At 55.0% G+C, this 15,206-nt stretch carries 18 protein-coding genes; 2 read left to right on the top strand and 16 right to left on the bottom strand.

The genetic code is table 11. The features are described from left to right. Positions 1-331: 331 nt before the first annotated feature. The 3 genes from C8P63_RS13065 to C8P63_RS13055 form a co-directional block, all read right to left on the bottom strand. Positions 332-2,287 carry a dihydroorotate dehydrogenase gene (locus C8P63_RS13065; RefSeq protein WP_108024906.1) on the bottom strand — a complete coding sequence of 652 codons (1,956 nt, stop codon included), beginning with the start codon at positions 2,285-2,287 and terminating at the stop codon, positions 332-334. Positions 2,288-2,438: 151 nt separating this feature from the next. Next, complete coding sequence (locus C8P63_RS13060) at positions 2,439-2,855, bottom strand: OsmC family protein (RefSeq protein ID WP_108024904.1); 417 nt, start codon at positions 2,853-2,855, stop codon at positions 2,439-2,441. A 14-nt stretch (positions 2,856-2,869) separates the two neighbouring features. Beyond that, the gene (locus tag C8P63_RS13055) at positions 2,870-3,487 is read right to left on the bottom strand and encodes a stage II sporulation protein M (protein WP_170109646.1); all 618 of its coding nucleotides are present in this window, start codon (positions 3,485-3,487) and stop codon (positions 2,870-2,872) included. Positions 3,488-3,610: 123 nt separating this feature from the next. On the opposite strand from C8P63_RS13055, the gene pdaB reads away from it, so the two are divergent. Then, positions 3,611-4,375, top strand: a complete 765-nt coding sequence (gene pdaB, locus C8P63_RS13050) for a polysaccharide deacetylase family sporulation protein PdaB (protein WP_108024900.1) — start codon at positions 3,611-3,613, stop codon at positions 4,373-4,375. On the opposite strand, the gene C8P63_RS13045 is transcribed toward pdaB, so the two are convergent. Then, entirely contained in the window at positions 4,372-4,980 is a 609-nt protein-coding gene (locus C8P63_RS13045; protein WP_170109645.1) for a KinB-signaling pathway activation protein, read from the bottom strand. The two genes, pdaB and C8P63_RS13045, sit on opposite strands and share 4 nt — an antisense overlap. 479 nt (positions 4,981-5,459) lie before the next feature. Here C8P63_RS13045 and gerD point away from each other — a divergent pair, with 479 nt between their 5' ends. Further along, the gene (gerD, locus tag C8P63_RS13040) at positions 5,460-6,086 is read left to right on the top strand and encodes a spore germination lipoprotein GerD (RefSeq protein WP_108024895.1); all 627 of its coding nucleotides are present in this window, start codon (positions 5,460-5,462) and stop codon (positions 6,084-6,086) included. Positions 6,087-6,229: 143 nt separating this feature from the next. Here the strand turns inward: gerD and C8P63_RS13035 are convergent, their stop codons facing one another. The 12 genes from C8P63_RS13035 to rpsK form a co-directional block, all read right to left on the bottom strand. Further along, entirely contained in the window at positions 6,230-7,342 is a 1,113-nt protein-coding gene (locus C8P63_RS13035) for an Mrp/NBP35 family ATP-binding protein (RefSeq protein WP_108024894.1), read from the bottom strand. A 55-nt stretch (positions 7,343-7,397) separates the two neighbouring features. Further along, on the bottom strand, positions 7,398-8,072 hold the full coding sequence (gene cwlD, locus C8P63_RS13030; RefSeq protein WP_108024920.1) for an N-acetylmuramoyl-L-alanine amidase CwlD: 675 nt from the start codon (positions 8,070-8,072) through the stop codon (positions 7,398-7,400). A 127-nt stretch (positions 8,073-8,199) separates the two neighbouring features. Next, the gene (locus C8P63_RS13025) at positions 8,200-8,664 is read right to left on the bottom strand and encodes a hypothetical protein (RefSeq protein WP_108024892.1); all 465 of its coding nucleotides are present in this window, start codon (positions 8,662-8,664) and stop codon (positions 8,200-8,202) included. 116 nt (positions 8,665-8,780) lie between these two features. Next, entirely contained in the window at positions 8,781-9,173 is a 393-nt protein-coding gene (rpsI, locus tag C8P63_RS13020; RefSeq protein WP_108024890.1) for a 30S ribosomal protein S9, read from the bottom strand. Between the two features lie 19 nt (positions 9,174-9,192). Then, positions 9,193-9,630: a 50S ribosomal protein L13 gene (gene rplM, locus C8P63_RS13015; protein WP_108024887.1), complete on the bottom strand. Its 438-nt coding sequence runs from the start codon at positions 9,628-9,630 to the stop codon at positions 9,193-9,195. A gap of 158 nt (positions 9,631-9,788) precedes the next feature. Further along, entirely contained in the window at positions 9,789-10,568 is a 780-nt protein-coding gene (truA, locus tag C8P63_RS13010; RefSeq protein WP_425437303.1) for a tRNA pseudouridine(38-40) synthase TruA, read from the bottom strand. Positions 10,569-10,590: 22 nt separating this feature from the next. Continuing rightward, positions 10,591-11,394, bottom strand: a complete 804-nt coding sequence (locus tag C8P63_RS13005) for an energy-coupling factor transporter transmembrane component T family protein (protein ID WP_108024885.1) — start codon at positions 11,392-11,394, stop codon at positions 10,591-10,593. Continuing rightward, positions 11,391-12,254, bottom strand: a complete 864-nt coding sequence (locus C8P63_RS13000) for an energy-coupling factor transporter ATPase (RefSeq protein ID WP_108024882.1) — start codon at positions 12,252-12,254, stop codon at positions 11,391-11,393. Before C8P63_RS13000 ends, C8P63_RS13005 begins: the two co-directional genes overlap by 4 nt. Then, positions 12,230-13,078, bottom strand: coding sequence for an energy-coupling factor transporter ATPase (locus C8P63_RS12995; RefSeq protein WP_108024880.1), 849 nt, complete (start codon positions 13,076-13,078; stop codon positions 12,230-12,232). The genes C8P63_RS13000 and C8P63_RS12995 overlap by 25 nt, the downstream gene beginning before the upstream one ends. Positions 13,079-13,226: 148 nt before the next feature. Beyond that, on the bottom strand, positions 13,227-13,613 hold the full coding sequence (gene rplQ / locus C8P63_RS12990; protein WP_108024877.1) for a 50S ribosomal protein L17: 387 nt from the start codon (positions 13,611-13,613) through the stop codon (positions 13,227-13,229). A 34-nt stretch (positions 13,614-13,647) separates the two neighbouring features. Further along, a complete protein-coding gene (locus C8P63_RS12985) occupies positions 13,648-14,592 on the bottom strand; it encodes a DNA-directed RNA polymerase subunit alpha (protein ID WP_108024875.1) in 945 nt (314 codons plus the stop codon). Positions 14,593-14,785: 193 nt separating this feature from the next. Next, entirely contained in the window at positions 14,786-15,187 is a 402-nt protein-coding gene (gene rpsK, locus C8P63_RS12980; RefSeq protein WP_108024873.1) for a 30S ribosomal protein S11, read from the bottom strand. Positions 15,188-15,206 lie beyond the last annotated feature (19 nt).

The raw sequence follows: 15,206 nt of genomic DNA, 5'->3' as shown, positions 1-15,206 counted from the left end.
CGGTGGCCGGGCCACCTCCGGACCGAGCTTGAAACGCTCATTGACAGGGTCATGTCTGCGCTCTTCAGTTTTCAAGGAACGCTTTCGTCGCGGCTTCCCGCGACCGCCGCTCCCTCGCGGCGACAAGATCTATCTTATCAAAGGCATCCGATCTTGTCAACAGTTTTTTTGATTTCTTTTTCGTTCGCCCCGGACCCGCCAGGCCCTTCGGCGAGTGCCCGTCATTACGAGCACAATGATTAGTATAAGATCGTGGACGACAAAAGTCAACAAAATAGTTTCAGGAAATATTGTCCATTTTATACGCAGGATCAATACAAAACCCGACCGATTATAGGGTCGGCTCGCCCTTTTGGTGAAGAAACGAAAAAGAACAAATGAGTCCTGTCCCGTACAAGACCAGACCCGCATAAGCCGGGAGGAGATGAAAGAAATCCGTATACCCGATCGCGAAATGAACGCCGACCGTCCCGATGAAACCCGGTAATCCACCCAGCGCCAGAGCCCACCAGATCCATCGCTCCCCTTCCCTGAAACCCCACAGGGAGATAAGCATCACAGAGATACCCACAGCCAGGAGCGTCCCGCCAAATCCGGCCCGGTCGTGGGCGATCAAAGGGAGTAAACGATGATTGGAAGCCTGAAGGTCTTCCGCGGTGGTCTTCATAAACTCCAGGTCCGTTCTCACAAACACATCCGTCATGCCGATCAGGGAAATTACCGCCCCGGCAGCGCAAAAGGCCGCACCCAGACTGACAAAGGACAACTGTCCCCATAAGGAAAGGTGCCATGACCGGGTATTCCTCCAACCTGTGGAACGGTGAGGGCGATGGGAAGAAGGAGCGAACCGTTTCATCAACCAATACAATGGAAAAAGGGAGGCGGACAGCCAAATATGAAGCGGATCCGGGTAACCGTGCCCCAAAAAATAAAACAGACTGACAAAACCGATCAGAGCAGAAAGGGACAAAACCCTTTGCGGCCAATGATACCCCCGCCTCATACCGAAAAAAGACAACATCATATACAAAATCCCCAGGGAGAGAAGGGTTCCGGACAAAGTAATCCGGTCGTGGGCCATAAAAGGAAGGAGGCGATCATTGAGCATAATCAACTGTTCCCTGCTCATCCCGAGCCACTCTTCATCATAGGGCAACACCACCATTCCGGCAGCCACCCACCAGGCTGCAAGCGCGATCACCGTCAGCCCTGATCCCAGGAGAAAGGCGGTGGTTCTTCTCCGGGAGGAGCCGGGAACCACCTGTTTACCTTCCCCTGCTTTCCACTGCATGACCGCTTCATTGGTCCTCTTCACAAGGCCGGGACCTGCGTAAACCAGCCCGGCATTCACCTGTACCAGATCCGCCCCCGCTTCCAGCAGATGAATCGCGTCCATGGGCTCATGAACTCCGCCGGATGCGATGACAGGTTGGTCGGGAAGAAACTTCCGCAGACGTGTTAATGCAGACACCGCCCGTCGGGCATCTCCTTCCCTCCCCACCAGAAACTCATTGCTGCATGACCGGATGCCGTCGGACAACACCCAACCGTCCACAAGGCAAGAGATGTGCGGAAGAAGCTTCTCATTCCGCAGTAAGGGGGATTCCGGAGTCACGGAGAGTAACAGGGGTCTCTTTTGTCGATGACAGGCATCGGACAGCTTTTGCACGTGTTCCGTCCATTCTCTGTCACCGGAGTTTACCGGTTCCAAATCCTCGAGAACAAAAAAGGAGAGGTCATCGGCAAACCGTTCAATCAACGCCAATCTCTCCCGAAGGGCCTCCTCTTGTCCGGCTCCCGGCCGATGACCCAGTCGGATCGTCAGAGGCGTTTGCACCCCGCGCATCTCGGTCAGACGCCTTTGCAGAAAATCGGCTCCCCGGTTCACCCAAGGATGGTTCAGGGCAAGTGCCCGATGGCGGGGGTTCTTTTTCACAGTCCCCTTCACCGGTTCATCCGTCACCACACCCAAGTCCAGAAAGCCCGTCCCAAACAAAGCAAACGGCTCCGTTCCCTGGTGGTTGGGATCGACTTCTCCTGTAATACCCACAGGAGAAGGAAAAGTGATTCCCAGCCGGTTCACCCTTCCTTCTTCCGGCGGATCCATATGCCCCATCCAACGGATCAGATGCTTTCCGGCGGGCAAGCGATACAGCCCTCTCATGACCTTCAGTGTGAGTTCCCTGGAGTTTTCATCGGACAACCGAAACAACGCGGGTCGAAACAACGTATGATAAGACCAATCCGGCATGATTTGTCGCCCCCGTCTCCTTACTGGTTCCGCCATTCAAAATTTTATCCCCCTGTTTATACAAATGAAACCTTTTTTCGTCGCAAACTAAAAACCGGGAGATGGCCCCGGTTCATGGTTGATGGATCGTTGAGTTCCCGGTTGTCATTGTTTCCGGATTTAAGGATTGACAGAGCATGGTTTTCTCTTATTCGTATTTTTCACCGTTGATCTCAAAGCTGGTGGTGATTTGTGCATTCAGGGATTGGGAGACGGAACAGTATTTGTCCCGGGAGAGATCAACTGCCCTTCTCACTTTGTCTTCCGGCAGATCTCCTTCCAACCGGTAATGGATATGTACCTTGGTGAATCGGCGGGGATGTTCATCCGCCCGGTCACCTGAGACTTCCATGTCGAAGGATTCCACTGTCAATCGCATTTTTTCCAGGATATTGACGATATCGATTCCGGAACAGGCCCCCGCCGCTGACAGCAACAGTTCCGTCGGCCGAGGTCCCTTGTCCTCTCCACCCACCTCCCTTGCCGCATCGATGGTGATCCCGTGACCGGAAGGTGTACGGGCCTGAAACTGCATTTTCCCTTTCCATTGCACATCCGTTTTCATCCAGATCCCTCCTGTCACTTGCTAAAATACACGATCAGCGAGGATTCAATCAAGGCGGCCACGATCAGCATGACCGCCACCCCGCCGAATAGAACGGGAATTCGGGCAAAAAAAGTTCGCCAAGCGGATCTGTGCCGCTCGCCCAAGCCCGAAGGGGAGAGAAGAGCGGCCAAGCTGCGGACGACCAATGCCCCCAACCGAATCCCGTAAGCCGCCGCGAAAATCACCGCCGGCAACTCGAGCACGCCGTGGGGAAGGATCCGGGTTGCAAAAAGCGTCAAAGGACTGATTCCCGCTTGTTGGGAGACGCTCCCCAGCACCACCCCCACCAACAATCCGTTGAAGGTCAACCCCAGCAACGGATAGATGCCCAAAAAGATTCCGAGGAAGATCATGCTGACCGAGGCCAGGAGATTGTTAAAAAAGATCAGCCCGAAGGTGTTCCAAAGTCCGGGATTTTCCTGAATCGCTTCCGCTTTTTGCTCAAACTGATCCCAAACCCCCGCCTGTTTCATCCACTGGCCAATGAGATCGTGATAAAAGTAACCGACCAGGGTGAAGAAAACGAAAACCAAGGCGGCAAAGGTGATGTTTCTTTTTTCCGAACGGATCGCGTTCCAAAAACGGCCCAATGGCGGCGCACCCCTTTGAAGACTTATGAAAACCATTCTCATTCATAACCCTCGTCCACCGGAATACATTTAGTATGGGACAGGTGCCTGACCTCCCATACCGAAGCTGTCGGAGGTGACGGGATGAGATTTTTCGTTGTTTTATCGGGGAAACGGATCAGACGGGCCCTGATGGCCGTGGTGGCGATTTTTTTCGCCCTCGGCATCTTCTATGCCGAAAAGGAAAACATTCAGGTCTTTATGCCCCTTCAATCGGGCCCGGCGGCAGTTTACAGCGTGGACACGGACAAGAAGCAACTTGCACTGACCTTTGACATCAGTTGGGGCGAAGAGCGAACAGGGCCGATCCTGGACGTCCTGGAGCAGAAGAGCGTAAAAAAAGCCACGTTTTTCCTGTCTTCTCCCTGGGCGGAAACCCACCCCGACACGGTCAAGCGAATCAGCGACATGGGTTACGAGATCGGCAGCCACGGTCATCGCCACGACAATTACAGCACGTTGAGCGAAGATCAGGTTCGCACCCAGATCCGTAAAGCCCACCAGATCCTGAGTAAGTTGACCAAACAGGAGCCCAATCTGATCCGGTTCCCCAACGGCGACTTTGACAAACGGGTGTTGAAGATCGCGGACGATCTCGGTTACACCGCCATTCAGTGGGACACGGACTCCCTGGACTGGATGAACCCCGGTAAGGAAAAAATTATCAACCGGGTGGTGAGCCGGGCACATAAGGGGGACATTATCCTGATGCACGCCAGCGATTCCAGCAAACAGCTCCATGAAGCCTTGCCGGTCATCATCGATAAGTTGCGGAAAAAAGGGTACAAATTCGTTACCGTCTCCGAATTGATCGCCGGTTCGGAAGTGGAATTAAACCCTGTCGACTAAGAGCCGGACCTGGATGTCTGGCTTTTTTGTTTGGACGGTTCGGATGAACCGAGCAAGCGGTGAAGCTGCATGATTTGCCAAGCGTTACAGGCCAACAGAGTCAACACCATCAGCATGATCATCGGAAACGAACGTTGCTCAAGGGAAGGAATGGCTTCCAACACCGTGGCCGCCACCATGAAAAAAAGAGCGGGAATGAAGGCCGACGATTGGGTGGCTCTCGCCTTGAACCAGGCCACCACCACTCCCACAAAGAAAATGGTCAAGGGAAGAACCCAAGGGCCGGCCCCCACCTGCATTGTTCCGCTGTTTGCCCCTGAAACCATCCAGGTTTGAATCAGGATGACCAAGGTCAGCAACAACTGCATCCCTTGATAAACGGCAGGATTCCGAAGAAACCCTTTGGCCACCATATTAAAAACCATATACGCAAAGAAACCCATCTGGGCAACCGCTCCGAACATCACCCCGGCCCACAGTCGCCGTACGAGATCCAAACCCAGGGGGCCGAAAACCCCCTCCACCGCCAAGCCCGCCAAAGGAGCTGTCACGGTTCCCACTGCCAGGGTGGTCCAAAACAGGAAAAACAGTTTTCGGATCGTCATGGTCCAGCCTCTCTTTCGAAAAACCCTACAGAAGTATTGTGAAAAAGTGAGCCGCAGCATTTACCCGAAGCTGCTCCGGTTGCATTCAACAGAGCACAAGTCCCGCCTGGGTCGCTTCTCTCCCCGGTCTCGCTAATGTCCTTGAGGGAAGGTTGCACTGTCCGCTCCGAGTCTTCCTGCTGCGGGGAGGGGCAAACGCCTGTGGATGTAACACAGAGAAGCTTTTGCCCCTGAACGCCCTTGCTGGCTGATTCTCCGCCGGGCAGGACAGCAAAGTCGCTGGTTCGGGTAAACGCTCCCCTTCTTCTGCTGACAATATATCACAACGCTTTCAGGGCCTGATCCGGCAGGCCCATCCGACCCTTATTATACCGGTGAATCCGCGGAATTGAAATCGGGAAGGCGAACAGGAGGCAGCATAAAACCCATTCGGCCCGATCATATTAAAAAAGAAGATCTCACAGAAGGGCGGACCTTTTATGCGAACAAAACGGTGGCCCCGGTCGCTTTTGGCCTTATCCATGATTCTCCTTTTCTCGGTCTCCTGCAGCCCAAACCCGAAGCCGGAGAATCAACAACCGGATTATAATGAAACGAAACAGATGGTGACCGATGTTCTCCATACCAAGGAAGGAAAAAAGGCGCTTCAGGAAATTATGCGGGAACCCGAATTCAAAAAGGAAGTCGTCATTTCCCAACAGGAAATGGAACAAACCATCAGCAAGGCCGTCATGGATCCCCAGATGCAAAAACAACTGGAAAAAATGTTTGAAAACCCGAAGGTGGCCGCCAGCTTTGCCAAGGCCACCCAAAAGGAACAGAAAAAGTTGCTCAAACAAATGATGAAGGATCCGGAGTATCAAAAGTTGATGCTTGACATCATGAAAGATCCGGAGTTCACCAAGCAGATCCATCAGGTCTTGAAAAGCCGGGAAACCCGCCAACAGATCCAGAAAGTCATGGAAGATGCCCTGGAAAGTCCCACTTTTAAAATGAAGTTCATGAAACTGTTGAAAGAAGCGATGAAAACCAAGGAAAAAGGAAAGGGCCAACAACAAGGCGGCGGGGGAGGCGGACAGCAAAGCAACATGGGTGGCAGCATGTAATGGGTTTTTCCTTGGGCACAAGCCACCGGCACACCCGGCCGGTGGCTTACTTATTCCTCAAATCGAATCAGTGCATGATCCACCATTCCGGGCTTTTTATCCATCAAAGAAGCACCGGTTCCCACCGGTGCTTCGCTTATCATTCAAACCCGTTCCATGACCTTCCGGGCCAGATCCCGGTAAAGCTGCCCCGTGGAAGTTTCCGATCCGTACACGGAAGGAGAGAAATCCGGGTCGCCCGGGTTCCCGTTCTCCGGCGCACCGAGAGGAATCTGCACCAAAAGGTCGGTGTTCAGCTCATCCGCCAACTTTTCCCCGCCGCCACGACCGAAAACATAGTCTTTATTTCCGCAGGAAGCGCATTGGTAGTACGCCATGTTTTCAACCACACCCAAAATCCGGTGTTTTGTATGGAGCGCCATGGCACCGGCTCGTGCCGCAACAAAAGCAGCCGTGGCATGGGGAGTGGTCACGAGCAGTTCCCTGCTCCGGGGCAGCATTTGATGGACATCCAATGCCACGTCTCCGGTCCCCGGGGGAAGGTCCAGAATCACGTAATCCAACTCACCCCACTCCACTTCCTGAAAGAAATTGCGGAGCATTTTGCCCAACATCGGACCGCGCCAGATCACCGGAGCGTTCTCTTCCACAAAGAAGCCCATCGAAATGACTTTCACCCCGAACCGTTCCACCGGATAGATCGTCTTGTTCACAACAGCGGGCCGCTCGGTGATGCCCATCATATCCGGCACACTGAAACCATATATGTCGGCGTCGATCACTCCGACCCGCTTTCCTTCCCGGGCCAAGGCGACAGCCAGGTTGACGGTCACGGTCGATTTGCCGACGCCCCCTTTTCCGCTGGCCACCGAAATAAAAACGGTGTCCGAGTCTTCGGAAAGAAGGGACGGCTTTGGGTCTTCCTGCTGCAGGGGCGTACGCCCGCCCGCCCGCTTGGCACGAACCTTTTCCTGATGTTCTTTCCGGATCCGTTCGGCGAGAATCTCCTGTTCCTTTTTGGAAAGAACCTCGAAATCGAGATCCACTTCTTGGGCACCGGCTTGTTTCAGGGCCTTGGTCACTTCTTGCTTCAGCTTCTCCCGGTGGGGTGAATCTTCCGAAAAGAGCATGACGGTCAGTTGCACCCGGTCCCCGAAAATCCGGATATTTCGCGCGAGATTCAATTTAACCAGGTTGTTTTTCAACTCCGGCTCTTGCACCGACCGGAGGGCCTCCAATATTTGCTCAACGGTCATGTGTGTCCACACCTCTGTCCCTGTAGCGTTTCCATCGAGTCCGATTATAACATAATCAGTTCCGTTCCATCGTCCCCCCCTCTCCTGAATAGTAGCGAAGGATTCCGTGGTAGATGGCCGCAGCCAACTTTTTTTGGTAGGCTTCAGTGGCCAGCAGGCCCGCTTCCTGCGGGTTGGAAAGGAAGCCCACCTCCACGAGGGCGGCGGGGATGGGAGAGGCTTTCAATATGTAAACTTCCCCGCTGTGACGGGCTTGCCGGGTTGTATTTCCCAAATTACGGATCAATTCGGACTGAATGCTTTCGGCCAACTTCTTGTTGGCTTCCAGCGTGGGATAGTAAAAGGTCTGGGCACCAAACCACCGGGGCGAAGGAATGGCATTGAGATGAATGCTGATGAAAGCGTCCGCCCCGCTGTCCTTCACCATACGCGCCCTTCGAATTAAATCCTGCGCTTTTCGCCGTCGGGCTCCTTCGTCCGCCAGATCCCGGTCCTCCTCCCTTGTCATCAGCACCAAGGCACCGGACTCCTGAAGATAATCCCGCAGAAGCCATGCGATTTTCAACGTCACTTCTTTTTCATGCAACCCATCGGCACTTTGAGCTCCCCCGTCAGGACCCCCGTGTCCTGCATCCAGTACAATCACTTTGCCCGCCAAGGGCATGGTCCACGCGTTATGGCTGTTGTCGGGAATGCCGTAAATGGCCACGGCCCAGAGGAAAACCGCCATGAACCCCGAGAGGGACCAGATCCATTTTTTCCGGCCCCGGAACCATTCTTTCCATTGGGTATCCACTCGCCTTCCCCCTCTGTACTTGGTCTTGTACAAGTATATGGGACGAGTGGGGCCGTTATGTTCAAAGGAGCCGCCCTTTGCGTAGTCGGATTCCATAGTCCACTCCCTTCATGAACCACTGGGAGGTGACTTCTTCAAAAAAATACATAACGGATTGGATGGTCCATTCATCCATGCTGCGCAACAGATCAAGATCTTCCGCAATCCTTCCGATCAGCCGGCTCCCGTCAAGGCCGAAGACCCGCTGGCACCAATCCCGCCTTTCCTGTTCGGGACGACCCGGAGGGCATTCCATCTCCCCCTTGCGGCTGACTTCCATCCCGGAGACATAGGCTTCGAAAGCCATTCGGTAAACCGCCTCATCCACAGCCAAACGTTGCCGGGAAGGCAGGTTTTCCACCGCCGGTTCCAGTATGGTATCAATCATCTTCGAAAGTTTGCCCCATGGAAAACCGAATAAAGCCTCCTGCCTCAGTTTCTCCGCCCGGTTGAGGCGCCACGCTTCCAACCAAATGACTTTCGCCAACCCTGTCACCTCCCCGCCGAAAGTACCCATAGTGTTACCGGAGGAGCGGGGAGATAATAAGGAATGAAATTCCGGTTAAAAAAAACCCCCGCACTGGCGGGAGTGGGACCGTGCCTTCACCGTTTGGAGAATTGAGGGGCACGGCGGGCTTTTTTGAGCCCGTATTTTTTCCGTTCTTTCATCCGCGGGTCACGTGTCAGGAAACCGGCTTTCTTCAGGGCCGGTCGAAGTTCCGGGTCCACCTTGAGGAGTGCCCGGGCAATGCCGTGGCGAATGGCACCGGCCTGGCCGGTGAAGCCGCCTCCGTCGACATTGACAATGACGTCGTAACGGTTGACGGTATCGGTCAACACCAAGGGTTGTTTTACGATGGCCTTCAGGGTTTCCAGGCCGAAGTACTCATCCATGTCGCGGCCGTTGATGATCACACGGCCGTCACCGGGGATCAGGCGCACACGGGCGACGGACTCTTTGCGGCGACCGGTTCCACTGAATTGAACTTGTGCCAAAATCAGTTCCCTCCTTTACTTATCGACGTACTTCCCACTTCTGGGGTTGTTGTGCTTGATGGGGATGTTCCGGACCGGCGTACACTTTCAGCTTCTTCAACTGTTTGCGTCCCAGGCTGTTTTTGGGCAGCATGCCCTTGACGGCCAGTTCGATCAACCGTTGCGGGTTTTTCTCGCGCAGTTCACCGGCAGAGATCGATTTGAGGCCACCGGGATAACCGGAGTGGCGGTAATAGGTTTTATTGGTCGGCTTTTTACCGGTCAGATGAACTTTGGAAGCGTTAATGACGATCACGAAGTCACCGGTATCCACGTGAGGAGTGTATTCGGGCTTATGCTTTCCGCGGAGCAGAGTGGCCACTTCGGTAGCCAGACGGCCCAGCGGTTGATTGGCAGCGTCAACCACGAACCAGTTCCGATCCACTTGGTTCGGTTTGGCCATGAATGTGGTTCGCATCGTTTTCCCTCCTTATGTCACACAGGATCAAAAAATATATGGAGTATGGGCGTTGCCTGAACTTGCGTTTCTCACCAGAGTGCGCCGAACACTTGTTTTTCCACCGGGGCAAGATGGAAAAATACCAACGATCATACTACACCAACGGGAGAGGGAAGTCAAGATGGAAACTCTTTCTCTTCTGCTTCCCACGGGGTGTAGCCGACTTCCACCAAGACCAGCCCTTCCGGGGGAAAGGTCCGCCCCGCTGCAGACCGGTCTTTTGCCGATAGGATGCCGGGGAGATCATCCGGGGCAATCTTTTTTAAACCGACATCCACCAGGGTTCCGGCAATAATCCGCACCATATGGTAGAGGAATCCGTTCCCCACCACCTCGATGTGAAGTGCGTTCGACTCTTCTTCCAGGATGTCGCAACGGTACAAGGTGCGGACCCGATTCTCCACGGAGGCCCGGGCCGCCGACAGGGAAGTGAAGTCGTGGGTGCCCACCAGATGGCGGGCGGCTCTCTTCATCTGACCGGGATCCAGAGAACGGGGATAATGGGTACGGAACCTCCGCCGGAAAAGGTCAGGAATACGGCCCGTATCCAGGGTGTAGCGGTACCGCTTCCAGCAGGCGCTCTTCCGGGCATGAAATTTCGGGGGCACCCGTTCCACCTTTTGCACCTGCAGGTCCCGCGGAAGTGCGGCATTCATCACCCGATCCCATCGTTCTGTGGGAATCGGGACGGAGGTTTCAAAGTGGACAACCTGCCCCAATGCATGAACCCCTGCATCGGTTCTGCCCGCGCCGGTCACGGTCACGGATTCACCGGTCACCCGGGTCAGACATTCCTCCAGCATCCCCTGGACGGTCCTTTTATCCGGCTGACGCTGAAATCCGGAATAATCCGTTCCGTCGTAGGACACGGTCATTTTCAGTTTCCGCACAGTCACGCGGTCACCCCCTTCGGCACCCTTAATTGCGCAGCCACAAAAGACAACCCACCAGCAACAGCAAAACCGCGAGAAGGATTCCATCCGCCATCCTGTACCGAAGCTCCCGGATCCGGGTTCTCCCCTCCCCACCCCTGTATCCCCTGGCTTCCATCGCCAGGGCCAGTTCTTCCGCCCTGCGGAAAGCGGAGATGAAGAGAGGGATCAGAACGGGGATATAACTTTTGGCCCGGCGGTAAAGGCCGCCACTTTCAAAATCAGCTCCCCTCGCCCGTTGCGCCTTCATGATCTTTTCGGTCTCTTCCCAAAGTGTCGGAATAAACCGCAGTGCGATCGACATCATCAATGCCAACTCGTGAGCGGGAACACCGAGCCGGGTCAAGGGTGACAACAAACGTTCCAAGCCGTCTGTCAGCTCAATCGGAGAAGTCGTCAGGGTCAACATGGTCCCCATCAGGACCAGGATGAAGAACCGGAGCGAAGTCCATCCCGCCTGAACGATGCCGTTTTCATGGATGGAAACCGGCCCCCATTGCCAAAGCACGTCCCCACCCCGGGTCATCCACAGGTGAAGAAACGCCGTCAAACCGATGAGATACAGGACGGGTTTCAACCCCCGGAAGATTAAAGGCAACGGAATCTCCGACAAAAAGACAGCCGTCGCTGTCACGAGAACGAGAAGCATGTAACTGAGCACATTGTTTGCCAGAAAAACGGCCATCATAAAAAGGAACACAAAGACCAATTTGGACCGGGGATCCAACCGGTGCAGGACTGAGGTGCCCGGAACGTATTGTCCGAGAATGGGATTGGCCAGTCTGCTCATGGAGACTTCCCTTCTTCCCAACGGGCAACGATGGCTTCTTCCAGATCTTCCACGGTTAACAGACTTTCCGGAAGAGGCGGGTTCAGACGTTCGTTTAAACACCTCACCAACCGGACGGCCTCCGGTTCCTCCAACCCCCATTTCGCCAGCCGGTCTCCCATGGTAAACAGATCGGCGGGAAGACCTTCCATCACTTTCCTGCCGCGATGAAGAATATACAGGCGATCGGCGTAGCGAGCGGCCTCTTCCATGCTGTGGGAGACCAGGATGACCGTCATGGCCCGCTTCCGGCGCAACCAAGCGATCCGGTCCAGCAGCTGGCGGCGACCGACGGGATCCAATCCCGCGGTCGGTTCATCCAGCACGAGAATATCCGGCTCCATGGCCAGGACACCGGCCACCGCCGCCCGGCGCATTTGTCCCCCGCTGAGGTGGAAAGGGGAACGGGAAGCCAGTTCACGAGGGAGACCCACCCATTCCATCGCCCTTTCCACCCGACGATTGGCTTCCAAGGCGGATAACCCCAAGTTCAACGGCCCGAAGGCGATATCCTTGGCCACCGTCTCTTCAAACAGTTGGTGTTCCGGATACTGGAACACGACACCCACCTTTCCCCGCAGGCGGGATGAATCACGGGTATCCGGACCGATTTCAATGTTCCCGATCCGAAGCCACCCGCGGGAAGGTTTAAGGAGTCCGGCGATATGCTGAATGAGAGTGGATTTCCCGGAGCCGGTCGCCCCGATGATGGCGGCAAACGAACCGGAGGGGATCCGGAGATCCACCCCGGTTAAGGCCCTTTGTTCAAAGGGAGTCCCTTCCATATAGACATGCGTCAATTTCTGGATAACAATGTCCATATTGTTTCCACCAGCTCCTCCGTCCCGACGATATCTTGTCGAACGGGGAGTCCCCTCTCCCGCAGACGATTTTTCAGCTCCACGGCCAACGGTACTTCGAGGGACCATCGGCAGACCTCTTCCGACTGCAGGAACAGTTCACGCGGCGATCCTTGCCATTGAATTTTTCCGTTTTCGAGAATCAACACCCGTTCCGCACAGAAGGCTTCCCGCACGGAATGGGTGATGTGGATCACGGTCGTGCCGGTGCGGTGAAGTTCTTCCATCGCTTGAAGGACCTCTTTCCTTCCCGCTGGATCCAGCATGGAAGTGGCTTCGTCAAACACCACCACCTCGGGCCTCATGGCGAGGACTCCGGCGATGGCCAGTCTTTGCTTTTGACCGCCCGACAGATGGTGGGGAGAAGACGCCTCCAGTCCGTTCAAACCGACGCGATCCAGGACTTCCCTGATCCTCTCCAGCATTTCCTTCCGGGGAATGCCCGCATTTTCCATTCCGAAAGCCACGTCGTCTTTCACCGTCGTGCCGACAATTTGATTGTCCGGGTTCTGAAAAACCATTCCCACTTTCCTGCGTACGGCGGGAAGGGTTTTCCCGTCACGGGTGTCAAGACCGTCCACGACGATGCATCCCTCCGACGGGATCAGGAGGCCGTTCAGCAACTTGGCGAGGGTGGACTTCCCGGAGCCGTTGGGTCCCATCACCGCCAGGTGTTCACCCCGGTGCACCGTCAGGCGGATTCCGCGCAGGGACCAGTCGGACTTTCCTTCCCGGGGGAGCTCATACCGGAATCCCACCCCGTCCAATTGTATGATCGGTTCCATCCCATCCACCTCATGAAGGGCTTGCCGCCGGTCTCAGCAAGCTCGCCGGTATTTCATAGGTATGGGACAACCATCTGTCCATAAAGAAAAAGGGCAGATTTCAGGACCGGAACGATCCTGCCCTCTCCCTTTGATCCACAGAAAGTGATTACACCAGTTCCAGGTAGACCATTTCCGCCGAATCGCCGCGGCGAGGCCCGATCTTGATGATCCGGGTGTATCCGCCATTGCGGTCCTCATAGCGGGGCCCCACCTCGTCAAACAGCTTCTTCACGGCATCCACGTTTTCGTGGTTGACGTTGTCCCCTTCCCGTTCCGTGCGGGAACGGTTGGTACGAACGAAGGCGGCAGCTTGACGGCGGGCATGAAGGTCGCCGCGTTTCGCCAAGGTGATCATTTTCTCCGCAATGGCCCGAACCTCTTTCGCCTTGGAGGCGGTCGTCTCGATCCGTTCGTTGATGATCAGATCGGTCACGAGGTCCCGTAACAGGGCTTTCCGTGCTGCTTTATCCCGACCCAGTTTGGAGTGTGCCATGAATTTCCCCTCCCTCGTTTAAAAGATTGCCCAATCAGTCATCGCTGCGCAGGGAGAGTCCCAGTTCACCCAGTTTCTCCTGCACTTCTTCCAGCGATTTTCGCCCCAGGTTGCGGACCTTCATCATGTCTTCTTCCGTCTTTTGGGTCAGTTCCTGGACGGTGTTGATGCCGGCCCTTTTGAGGCAATTATAGGAACGGACGGACAGATCCAGCTCTTCGATGGTCATTTCCATCACTTTTTCTTTCTTGTCTTCTTCTTTTTCCACCATGATTTCGGCATCTTTGGCTTCTTCGTTGAGACCGACGAAGAGCATCAGGTGTTCCGTCATAATCTTGGCTCCGAGGCTGACAGCTTCATCGGGACGGAGGCTTCCGTCCGTCCAGACTTCCAGGGTCAATTTATCGTAGTTGGTCACTTGGCCAACCCGGGTGTTCTCCACCTGGTAGTTGACACGATCAATGGGAGTGTAGATCGAGTCGATCGGGATCACCCCGATGGTCTGTTCCTCCCGTTTATTGCCTTCCGCCGGCACATATCCCCGACCGCGGTTGGCGGTCATCCTCAGATGCAGGCGACCATCGTCGGCAAGGGTGGCAATGTGAAGCTCAGGGTTGAGAATCTCCACATCGGAGTCGGCCCGGATGTCGCCGGCCTTCACTTCACCGCCGCCTTCCACATCAATCTCCAACACTTTCTCTTCATCGGAATGGATTTTAAGAGACAAGTGTTTGAGATTCAGGATGATTTCAGTCACATCCTCCACCACACCAGGGATGGTGGAAAACTCGTGCAGAACTCCGTCAATCTGGACGGAAGTCACAGCCGCGCCGGGAAGAGAGGACAGCAAGATGCGCCGGAGCGAGTTTCCAAGGGTGGTGCCGTATCCGCGTTCCAAGGGTTCCACGACAAATTTCCCGTATTTGCCGTCATCGCTGAGCTCCACGGTTTCAATTTTCGGCTTCTCGATTTCAATCATACGGTTTCGAAACCCTCCTTAAGAACGTCGCCTTCCGGGTGACATTTGTCCGATCTTGGTGAATATCTATGCTTGGCCCGGGAAATAGGGATCGCTCGGCATACGATCAAGCCATGATTTGTCCAGTACCATTATACACATAGTTCTACCAGTATAAACCAATGTCCAACCCGGAATCAACCTGCGTCACACATCAGACACGGCGACGCTTCGGCGGACGGCACCCGTTGTGCGGAATCGGGGTGACGTCTTTGATCAGGTTGACTTCCAACCCGGCCGCCTGGAGGGAACGGATTGCCGCTTCGCGGCCCGCACCCGGTCCTTTCACCATGACTTCCACGCTCTTCATGCCGTGTTCCATCGCCTGTTTGGCGGCGGATTCTGCGGCCATCTGAGCGGCGAAGGGAGTGCTCTTGCGGGAACCTTTGAATCCAAGGGTACCGGAGCTGGCCCAGGAAATGGTGTTCCCACGCTTATCGGTGATGGTCACAATCGTATTGTTGAAAGTGGAACGGATGTGCACCGTACCCGTTTCGACGTTCTTACGTGCGCGACGCTTGACGCGCTGAGTGGTCGTACGTTTTTTCGCAGCCATTCTTCTCCCTCCTTACTTT

Origin of the sequence: Melghirimyces profundicolus (genome assembly GCF_003054245.1) — a bacterium.
GTDB classification, from domain to species: domain Bacteria; phylum Bacillota; class Bacilli; order Thermoactinomycetales; family DSM-45169; genus Melghirimyces; species Melghirimyces profundicolus.
The sequence above is the reverse complement of the archived record's forward strand: the minus strand, read 5'-3'. Positions and strand labels throughout refer to the sequence as shown.

Bases quoted from the DNA above. Each gene is read 5' to 3' on its own strand.
- C8P63_RS13065 (WP_108024906.1), bottom strand. From the start codon at position 2,287: ATGGCGGAACCAGTAAGGAGACGGGGGCGACAAATCATGCCGGATTGG.
- C8P63_RS13060 (WP_108024904.1), bottom strand. From the start codon at position 2,855: ATGAAAACGGATGTGCAATGGAAAGGGAAAATGCAGTTTCAGGCCCGT.
- pdaB (WP_108024900.1), top strand. From the start codon at position 3,611: ATGAGATTTTTCGTTGTTTTATCGGGGAAACGGATCAGACGGGCCCTG.
- C8P63_RS13045 (WP_170109645.1), bottom strand. From the start codon at position 4,980: ATGACGATCCGAAAACTGTTTTTCCTGTTTTGGACCACCCTGGCAGTG.
- gerD (WP_108024895.1), top strand. From the start codon at position 5,460: ATGCGAACAAAACGGTGGCCCCGGTCGCTTTTGGCCTTATCCATGATT.
- C8P63_RS13035 (WP_108024894.1), bottom strand. From the start codon at position 7,342: ATGACCGTTGAGCAAATATTGGAGGCCCTCCGGTCGGTGCAAGAGCCG.
- cwlD (WP_108024920.1), bottom strand. From the start codon at position 8,072: ATGGCGGTTTTCCTCTGGGCCGTGGCCATTTACGGCATTCCCGACAAC.
- rplM (WP_108024887.1), bottom strand. From the start codon at position 9,630: ATGCGAACCACATTCATGGCCAAACCGAACCAAGTGGATCGGAACTGG.
- C8P63_RS13005 (WP_108024885.1), bottom strand. From the start codon at position 11,394: ATGAGCAGACTGGCCAATCCCATTCTCGGACAATACGTTCCGGGCACC.
- C8P63_RS13000 (WP_108024882.1), bottom strand. From the start codon at position 12,254: ATGGACATTGTTATCCAGAAATTGACGCATGTCTATATGGAAGGGACT.
- C8P63_RS12995 (WP_108024880.1), bottom strand. From the start codon at position 13,078: ATGGAACCGATCATACAATTGGACGGGGTGGGATTCCGGTATGAGCTC.
- rplQ (WP_108024877.1), bottom strand. From the start codon at position 13,613: ATGGCACACTCCAAACTGGGTCGGGATAAAGCAGCACGGAAAGCCCTG.
- C8P63_RS12985 (WP_108024875.1), bottom strand. From the start codon at position 14,592: ATGATTGAAATCGAGAAGCCGAAAATTGAAACCGTGGAGCTCAGCGAT.
- rpsK (WP_108024873.1), bottom strand. From the start codon at position 15,187: ATGGCTGCGAAAAAACGTACGACCACTCAGCGCGTCAAGCGTCGCGCA.